We start from the raw sequence: 7,826 nt of genomic DNA, 5'->3' as shown, positions 1-7,826 counted from the left end.
TCACGCATTTAGGAGCCGTCTGAGGCTCTTTTCTCATATAATTGTTGTATAATCATTGATTTGATTGAACGGAGGCTCTATGGCGGACAAACCAATTTTGGATATAGTGGCAAAAAAAGAGATAACTAAAGGTGCAAAGGCTGCCAAGCCTGCTTCTCCTAAAAAGCCTTTTGGTTTTGATGATGAAATCAACATCTTGACCCAGGAGCAGATTGATGTGCTCAACTTGCCTGTTTCAGATATTATCTGCATTGGTGCCAAGGGCGGAGGCAAATCACTTAAGGGCTCAGTGCGTATGCTTTCCTATATGGAGACAAACTACAGGGCCAATGGGCTTGCTTTCAAGAAGTACAAGACCAATGCCGCAGCAAGGCTGCATGACTTATTCTCCAACACTGCCGGTAAAATCAAGCTTAAAGGGTTCACCATTCCTGACTATGAGAAAGGTCAGTCTGAAACCTACCGTATGAAGAACAAGATGAAGACGCAGAACCAGAAGATTGAGTACCTGTCATTTGAGGATTATGCCTCAGTTGCCGGTATTTCAGCATACAACAACGGTTTCTTCCCATTTGTAATATTTGAGGAGCCGGTTGAAATGAATGACAAGAATGGTGTTCCTGATGCGGAAGAGTTCTGAAACTCAATTGATGCCATCAAGGATTCCATTTCCAGACAGAATGATGACTACATGGCCCTATATGGCGTTGAGGTTGATACTACCAAGTACTACTACACAATGAACCCATGGGATGACCATCCACTGATTGTCTATGCTGAATCTGTCTTCCCAGAGGAAGACTTCCTTAATTATGTAAAACAAGACCTTTTCAACAATCATACAATGGTTATGGTTGACCAGAAGCTGTCAAGAGCAATTGAGCGTACAACCAAGTTTGCCAATCCTGTTGCCAGAATCATTGACAAGACGTGCTATGACCTTGACATACATACTCTTGCTGACCTTGAGAAAAAGTTTGACCAGATTGACATTGAGCATGAGATTTACAAGAAACTTGGTATCATCAAGAAACACTTTGAGAACCACCTCAGAAAGAACAATGGGACCATTTACGCACGTGCAATGAACGCAATGAACTCAAACAACTCATTTGAGCTTGCGGCTATCCTAGGGCTTAAATTTGATGGTGATGGCGGGAATGCCAAAACATACAACACTGAGAAGTTGGAAACTGCTGATACATATGCCCTATTGAAAAAATCAACAGAGGTTTCAGATTTATTTATGGGATGGGACATTGACCACAGACGTAGATTGGTGCTAACGCCTACCGTATTGGCAAAAAGGCAATTGCCGTCAGGCAAAATCATTATGAATATCCTGACCCTACCGCAGGTAGTTATCCCTACTTCTGGTGTTGGTGATGCTGGTGAGCGTATTGATGCCCTTTCAGACCAAATGATAGTTGCTATGGAAAGCGTGATGAGAGCCTATAAGGAATCAACAAGCCATATAAGGAACTTTGTTGGTAAAATAAAGGTATCAATTGATGATAATTTTAGACACTATATTAGTATCTTAAATAAGAAAACTATGTCTATTGCTACTGATTATGTCTTCTTCCTTGCCCAAAAGCATGGTTCATGGGACATAATGCATAGGCAGACCTGAACAAATACCGCATTTGACATGAATGTCATCATCATTGACCAAGCAAACACACAGCTGATGTCTGATTTAAGGAAATCTTTCATTGCTGAAGGACAGACCCAGAGAAATGAAAAGGGAAGGTTTGAAAAGGACTATGACTTCATAAACTCTTGGGAATATGCACTGTACTTTATTAGAGCAATTGTGCATAATGTTAAACCTTATGAAGAATTTGGTACTATGGAAGAATGATAGGAGATTAAACTATGAATTGATTTGAACAATTACTAACAGGAAAATTAGATGGCAATCTACAAGTTAAGGATGCATTTCTTAACTATATTGCTGAGGATTCTGTCCTAAAATTTGATGACATAGCAATGTCAGGTGTGGCTTCTGCTGAGCTTGAAGCACAAGGTTTCATTGAAAAATATAAAAAATTAGGTAAAAAGTTATCACTTAAAGGTGATGGTTTTGCTATTGTAGCCTATAAATTTGCTGAAAAAGTGCTTTTAGAGCCTGAAAACGTAGTTGATTACACAAAAGTTGCGGGTAGATTAGTTGAATTGATACTTTCAACTGATGCCGTTGCCACTGTTAGGGACAAAGAGTACCCAATTAACATCTGTTTTAGACTAGTTGGTGGAAATGTTGTCAAAACTGAAGAATATGTTGTCAACAATACCACATATGTTGTGGAAGGGTCTGAGGTTGATTACAAAATGTCATACATTCCTGCTATGCTTTTCCACAATAATGCTCTTGATTTACCTGATATTCCTAAGGAAATTCATCCTATGCTTGACCAAATGGGCTCATTCTTTGACAAAATCCCTTCAACTTGAGAGAAAGTCAAGGTTCTATTCCTAAATAACACATCATTTAACTCAGTTCAAGATGCCAAGACAATGGAAAATAAGATTGTTGCTAATGGACAGTCATTCATTGACACATCAGATGCTGATGGAAAACTTGCTAACGCATTGGCACCTGTTTCAGTTGGTACTGAGACATTATCAGCTTTACAGCAACTTACTTCATTCTTTGAAGGTAAAATCCTGTTGTATTCACACCAATTCAGAGACCACGCTCATCAATCACAGGCACCTTCTGACACTTCTATTGCCAGATACAACCAACAAGCATTTGAATATATGCAAGCAAAACTACTATTTAGGCAAAAACAACTTGACAAATTAGCGGTAATTTATGCTGATATGACAGGTACTGAAATCACATTTGAAATCAATATGTCAGAATTTGAACAAATCAGAATTGATATGCTGCGTGCCGCAAGAGATGATGTAAAGGCAAGAGCTGAACAATCACTTGGAATAGCTGAAAAGAACATTGCAGAGGCTGAATCACTCAGAAAAGGTACCCAATCACCTGAAATAGTGGCAACCGGTAAGGTACAAGGAGAGTAACTATGGCAAATGAAATCAAATACAGTCCAAATTTAGATATTAACAAGACATTTATTCAGGATGTGATGCCTGAAAATGTTTTGCGTGTCTATCCTTATAAGATGGTCAACTGAAAGAAAGACAAAGTGTTTATTCAACCAAACACTATCTCAGTTGTTTCTATTTCACAAGACCCATTTGTGAACTCTGCCTCACATGATATGGAGCTAAAATTTGATGCTGATAATTCAGCTTACTACTTTGAAGCTTTAGGAATAATGAACGCTGATGGTGTTCTTGACATTTCTCAAGCAACTTCTATCTATGGTGTTGAATTTAAATATGAAAGTAATGTTGTAATTCTTACAAATGACTTTAAAACAAGTTTAATTCCAGAACCACTTATTGCAACTTTAAAAAGACCTTTGAACATTGCTGATTTTGAAGATGAAAACCAAGAAGTGTTTGTAATTGACGCAATTCAAGACTCAGGTAATCTTGACGTTCAATCAGTTAATCTTACTCAAGGTAAAATGACACTTGCTTCACTTTCAAACATAAATGGTTATATTGCTTCTGTACAAAACGCAAGAATTAAATTTGTAAACTATGCCGTTGAAGATAAAGCAACAGGTAAGTTTTCAGGTATTGGTTCATTGCCAACATATCAAGCTGGTAACTTTGGTATTCAAATTCCTAAACTTTCATTATTTAACAATGTTAAGGTGCGTGGAAATGTAAATGGAAACAATGAAATAATCAACGTTTCTACAGATAAGTACTTTATCCCTGTAAAAGCAACTTGCGTTGATATACAAGATAAAACAACTCTATTCTTAGATTGATTTGACTATAACGTTGCTATGCCAATGTTTATTGCACGTGAATTCATTTTTGATACAAATGGTGGGAAGAGTTTAAATGATTTAAATACTTTATCAGCTACACAAAATGCTATTCCAGGTATTGTAATGACACCAAAAGAAATAAACGTCATTAAAGATATGATTCTTGTGTCCAACTTATATTCTTCTTCTTTTGCGCAATGTGAAAGATTTAAGCAATCAGACCATGAGGTTTCACCTCCATCAGGACAACAAGCTACTGCTAAAGCTGGTGATTTAAGACCTGATTGACTTATTGGCACAACTGGACTTAACCCAGTTTCAATTGAAGGTAAGCAACCACAAGCGGTTATTGATGGTATCTTTGAAAAATACCTACGTGATAACCCAACTGATGAAAACACAATCAAAGTTAAAGTTATGAAGCAGATTATGTGTGCCTTATCAAGATATATCAATTCAACTTATACAATTGGACAAGGGCAAAATGCCTTTAACCAAGTTTATTTACCTTGATTTCTAACACCATCAGCAAGTACTCCAATTCAATTTACAAACAACAGTGCCAATAAAACATATGAGCTTAATGACATTAAATTCCGTATTGATTCAAGATGATTTGACATTGATTTTGCTGGCAAGAAATTCACAGTTAAAAAAGACTTTGAAATGTCAACAATGCAGCTTATTCAAACTGATAGACAATTAACTATTCCGCAACCAAGTGATTACCTTCAAGCAATGAACAAATTACCATTGCCTGGTGATATTGCCACAAACACTTCAGATTACTTGATGTACAATTGATACATTCCTTCAACTGACCAAGAAGTAATTGAAAAGTTTTATCTAAATACTGTTTCACCATCAACATTAAGTTCTGGTACAAAGACACAAAACAAATGAACCTATACAACAAACCCAGGTACAATATTGAATGAAAATGAAGCAAGAGCGGCAATCATTGCTGATATTGCAAGACAAGGTATTGACCCAAGTAAGATAATCATTACTTCCGGTCTTACAAATCCAACTATTATTACTGAAAATGTTGTACATAGAATCATGGATTACTTCTACTGACCAAATGATGTTAACTCAGGTTTTGAAAGTTCTGGAGGTGATGACAGAACAGGTCTAAGTAGACAATACAGAAATGGTAAAGATGGTGCAAAAGCATTCAATACAATGAAAGGTATTATTAACGCTACTTATGGAGATCCAGAATATTACTATGGTCAAGCTGCTGGTAATAGAGGACCAATAACAAGTGCTATGATGACCCAATGATTAAACACAATGTTTAATATGAATAGCGGTGCTAACGGCACAACTAAAGATATGACATTTTTTACTGAATCAGCTGCTTATGCTTACTTTAGAAACCCAGGAAACTCAGACCTTTTGATGTTTAACTTAGTTTATGCTAACCCATCACGCGTTAATGATACATTCTCATTGAAATTCCAAAAATATGAGGTTACTTATACAGTAACGGGTCAGCAAGCATTTGACTTTGAAACAGAATTGGAAAGAAAAAAACTATTTGACAAGTTCACTTGAAAACGTGAATTCAACAAATTGATAGTGCAAAGTTCTACCGCTTCAACAGGTGATGAAATAATTATCTGTAAAGATGAGTATGATACTACACTGAATTTCCTTGAAGAAATTGATATTACGCTCTTATGGGCTGATAGCATCAATATTATATTTGATGGAATTCCACCACTAACAATTAAGTTATTTTCTCAAGATGATGACTCAATGGTAATACAAAGAATAATCTTTGCCTAAGGCTGAGATTGTTTTTTTAGCCATATAAACCATTCTTGCCATATAATATACTTGAAACAGTTGTAAGAAGCTGTTGAAGCCTGTAAGAAGGCCGGAGGAGCATACCAATGCCAACATTGAAAGAAATTCTAGAATCTTTAGTAAAAGATAATAAAATTACAGCTGAGGAATCAGCATCCATCTCTAATGAAGTTAACGTCATCAGGGATACCGCGGTAAATAAATTGAAGACTGATTATGAAAGTAAGATTTCAGAAGCGTCTAAAATTACATCAGAAGCAAAGAACAACAAGATTAGAGGACTTGCAAAAGACCTTACAGATGAGTCCAAATTGGAAGCAGCAATCAAGTTGTCTGACCTTACTGAAGAAGACACACCAGAACTTGCAGTTGAGAAAATTAAGAAAACAATTGAAGCCAACGCATTTCTTGGTAAAACCCCAACAACAGACCCAGCCGGTGTTAAGACAGAGAAGAAAATTCCTGTTGCTGAGAAAAAAGAAACACCAAATTTAACTAAAAAACTTTAAGGAGACCACAAAAAATGGCAAAGAAATTCAATGAAATTTACGCAACAGCAAAAGAAACCGTTTATGCTGATGCAACCCTTGCGCTACCATTGCTAGCTGCAACAAACAAGACTGTACAACTATCACCTGTTCTAAAATCAAACGGTGGAGCTGCTACAGCAAAATACAACGTACAAAGACTGAAAAGAGCAGCAGTTAAAGATGTAGCAAATGCTAACACTAACACAACTACATCAGCACTTGCAATCCTTGACTCATTCTCAGCACTTGACTGAGATACAGTTGAAATCTTCACAGGTATCAAAAAGGCTATTGGTCTTAAAAAAGCTGTTAATGAAGAATTTGACGTAAACTCAATTGGTGATGCTGACGCTGACAGAATTGCATCAGACGTTAGAGCAATGGCTCTTGAAAGAGCTGAAGAACTAGTGCAATTAGCTATTGGTTCAGTTGCTGCAACAGAATTTGATGACACATCAATCCAACCAATTCAATGACTTGATGAAATTGATGAAGACGTTCTAAAACTTCAAACTACATCAGATGCTTTCAAACACGGTACACAAAACATTGTGCTTGTAATGCACCCAAGACTAGTTAAACTATTATCTAGAGTGGTTGGAACACAATTCCAAAATGAAGCACCAATCTTTGGAACAGGATTAACATCTAAGTTCTCATACAACGGTATTCCAGTACTAGAAGACATTAACCTAGCTAAAACTTACAAAGATGGAGCAACTACACCAGTTTCACTAGCAAACAAAGTAGGTTACATTGCGCTAGACGTTGAGTCACTATACTTTGAAGCAGCAAATGAAACTCCAATTGACCAAACAATTGCAGACACAAGATTTGTAGGAAATACTTTCTATGATGTTGCCGGAGTTGTAGACAAATCAAGAGTGATTGTAAAAACATCAAAAACAGGATTTGGAACAGCAATGAAAAAAGGAAAAGACCTTTAATAACTTTCTTAAGACAGCCATTTGGCTGTTTTTTGTTATATAATAAGGTAAATGACAGGAGGTGCCTATGCCAATATCATATGGTACTATAATAAATACAATGGCACCACTTCCATCAAGTGAAGTTGGTAGACTTGGTGCACTAAAAAGAGCTGAGGAAACAAGTTGATTAGATGAATGATGAAACCCAATTGGTTGAATTAAAAACATTGCCGTTGGTACTTATGAACTTGCTAAATCAATTGTAACTGGTGAGCTTGAAAAAGCACTTTTTACAGGTGATGCTGAAGCATGAAAGACCGTTGGTAAGATTGGTGTATCATTTGTACCAGTGGTTGGTCCTATTGCAACAGGTATTTGACAAACAGCTGAAACAGCTTCTAACATTGCCTCTGGTGATGAAAAATTTTCATCAGCTTCTATGGCGTCTTTTATTGGTTCAGGTTTGGGTGTATTCCATGGTGTTAGAACCGGAATGAAGAATTTCCAATTTGGTTCAATAGTGGAATCATTTCATTCATCTTCTCAAAGTTTATTAGAAAATTATGAACAAACAGGTTCACGTTCAACACTTGGTGAAATGGTAAGACAAGGTTCAGTCCTAGGTGATAAAGGAATTTTATTTCAGTATGGACCAGAAGACCTTGGGAATAAATTTGAAAGAATTT

Annotated in this window: 15 protein-coding genes; 14 read left to right on the top strand and 1 reads right to left on the bottom strand. The window is 36.5% G+C overall.

Features of this window, described 5'->3' with window-relative positions:
• Window positions 1-79 precede the first annotated feature (79 nt).
• The 13 genes from N1032_RS21795 to N1032_RS21735 all read left to right on the top strand — a co-directional run bounded on the left by N1032_RS21795 (window position 80) and on the right by N1032_RS21735 (window position 7,158).
• Window positions 80-640 carry a hypothetical protein gene (locus N1032_RS21795; RefSeq protein WP_259542274.1) on the top strand — a complete coding sequence of 187 codons (561 nt, stop codon included), beginning with the start codon at window positions 80-82 and terminating at the stop codon, window positions 638-640.
• A gap of 51 nt (window positions 641-691) precedes the next feature.
• Window positions 692-1,633, top strand: coding sequence for a hypothetical protein (locus N1032_RS21790; protein ID WP_259542273.1), 942 nt, complete (start codon window positions 692-694; stop codon window positions 1,631-1,633).
• An 18-nt stretch (window positions 1,634-1,651) separates the two neighbouring features.
• Window positions 1,652-1,864, top strand: coding sequence for a hypothetical protein (locus N1032_RS21785; RefSeq protein ID WP_259542271.1), 213 nt, complete (start codon window positions 1,652-1,654; stop codon window positions 1,862-1,864).
• 137 nt (window positions 1,865-2,001) lie between these two features.
• Window positions 2,002-2,457 carry a hypothetical protein gene (locus N1032_RS21780; RefSeq protein ID WP_259542270.1) on the top strand — a complete coding sequence of 152 codons (456 nt, stop codon included), beginning with the start codon at window positions 2,002-2,004 and terminating at the stop codon, window positions 2,455-2,457.
• 63 nt (window positions 2,458-2,520) lie between these two features.
• On the top strand, window positions 2,521-3,039 hold the full coding sequence (locus N1032_RS21775) for a hypothetical protein (RefSeq protein WP_259542269.1): 519 nt from the start codon (window positions 2,521-2,523) through the stop codon (window positions 3,037-3,039).
• Window positions 3,040-3,164: 125 nt separating this feature from the next.
• The gene (locus N1032_RS21770) at window positions 3,165-3,863 is read left to right on the top strand and encodes a hypothetical protein (protein WP_259542267.1); all 699 of its coding nucleotides are present in this window, start codon (window positions 3,165-3,167) and stop codon (window positions 3,861-3,863) included.
• Window positions 3,864-3,881: 18 nt separating this feature from the next.
• Window positions 3,882-4,154, top strand: coding sequence for a hypothetical protein (locus N1032_RS21765; RefSeq protein ID WP_259542266.1), 273 nt, complete (start codon window positions 3,882-3,884; stop codon window positions 4,152-4,154).
• A 642-nt stretch (window positions 4,155-4,796) separates the two neighbouring features.
• A complete protein-coding gene (locus N1032_RS21760; protein ID WP_259542265.1) occupies window positions 4,797-4,946 on the top strand; it encodes a hypothetical protein in 150 nt (49 codons plus the stop codon).
• Between the two features lie 225 nt (window positions 4,947-5,171).
• Complete coding sequence (locus N1032_RS21755; RefSeq protein ID WP_259542263.1) at window positions 5,172-5,426, top strand: hypothetical protein; 255 nt, start codon at window positions 5,172-5,174, stop codon at window positions 5,424-5,426.
• A 24-nt stretch (window positions 5,427-5,450) separates the two neighbouring features.
• A complete protein-coding gene (locus N1032_RS21750) occupies window positions 5,451-5,660 on the top strand; it encodes a hypothetical protein (protein ID WP_259542261.1) in 210 nt (69 codons plus the stop codon).
• A gap of 107 nt (window positions 5,661-5,767) precedes the next feature.
• Window positions 5,768-6,190 carry a hypothetical protein gene (locus N1032_RS21745; protein WP_259542260.1) on the top strand — a complete coding sequence of 141 codons (423 nt, stop codon included), beginning with the start codon at window positions 5,768-5,770 and terminating at the stop codon, window positions 6,188-6,190.
• A gap of 14 nt (window positions 6,191-6,204) precedes the next feature.
• Entirely contained in the window at window positions 6,205-6,465 is a 261-nt protein-coding gene (locus N1032_RS21740) for a hypothetical protein (protein ID WP_259542259.1), read from the top strand.
• A gap of 297 nt (window positions 6,466-6,762) precedes the next feature.
• Complete coding sequence (locus N1032_RS21735) at window positions 6,763-7,158, top strand: hypothetical protein (RefSeq protein WP_259542257.1); 396 nt, start codon at window positions 6,763-6,765, stop codon at window positions 7,156-7,158.
• Between the two features lie 222 nt (window positions 7,159-7,380).
• Here the strand turns inward: N1032_RS21735 and N1032_RS21730 are convergent, their stop codons facing one another.
• Window positions 7,381-7,545, bottom strand: a complete 165-nt coding sequence (locus N1032_RS21730; protein WP_259542255.1) for a hypothetical protein — start codon at window positions 7,543-7,545, stop codon at window positions 7,381-7,383.
• Window positions 7,546-7,579: 34 nt separating this feature from the next.
• On the opposite strand from N1032_RS21730, the gene N1032_RS21725 reads away from it, so the two are divergent.
• Window positions 7,580-7,826, top strand: a 247-nt coding sequence (locus N1032_RS21725; RefSeq protein WP_259542253.1) for a hypothetical protein, incomplete at its 3' end; no start/stop codon positions are given.

The organism is Herbiconiux daphne (genome assembly GCF_024979295.1).
In the GTDB taxonomy this organism is placed as follows: Bacteria; Actinomycetota; Actinomycetes; order Actinomycetales; family Microbacteriaceae; genus Herbiconiux; species Herbiconiux daphnes.
The sequence above is the reverse complement of the archived record's forward strand: the minus strand, read 5'-3'. Positions and strand labels throughout refer to the sequence as shown.

What these genes read in the sequence shown, in the direction of transcription:
- N1032_RS21795 (WP_259542274.1), top strand. Translation starts at nt 80, where the DNA reads ATGGCGGACAAACCAATTTTGGATATAGTGGCAAAAAAAGAGATAACT.
- N1032_RS21790 (WP_259542273.1), top strand. Translation starts at nt 692, where the DNA reads ATGGCCCTATATGGCGTTGAGGTTGATACTACCAAGTACTACTACACA.
- N1032_RS21785 (WP_259542271.1), top strand. Translation starts at nt 1,652, where the DNA reads ATGAATGTCATCATCATTGACCAAGCAAACACACAGCTGATGTCTGAT.
- N1032_RS21775 (WP_259542269.1), top strand. Translation starts at nt 2,521, where the DNA reads ATGGAAAATAAGATTGTTGCTAATGGACAGTCATTCATTGACACATCA.
- N1032_RS21765 (WP_259542266.1), top strand. Translation starts at nt 3,882, where the DNA reads ATGCCAATGTTTATTGCACGTGAATTCATTTTTGATACAAATGGTGGG.
- N1032_RS21755 (WP_259542263.1), top strand. Translation starts at nt 5,172, where the DNA reads ATGAATAGCGGTGCTAACGGCACAACTAAAGATATGACATTTTTTACT.
- N1032_RS21745 (WP_259542260.1), top strand. Translation starts at nt 5,768, where the DNA reads ATGCCAACATTGAAAGAAATTCTAGAATCTTTAGTAAAAGATAATAAA.
- N1032_RS21740 (WP_259542259.1), top strand. Translation starts at nt 6,205, where the DNA reads ATGGCAAAGAAATTCAATGAAATTTACGCAACAGCAAAAGAAACCGTT.
- N1032_RS21730 (WP_259542255.1), bottom strand. Translation starts at nt 7,545, where the DNA reads ATGTTAGAAGCTGTTTCAGCTGTTTGTCAAATACCTGTTGCAATAGGA.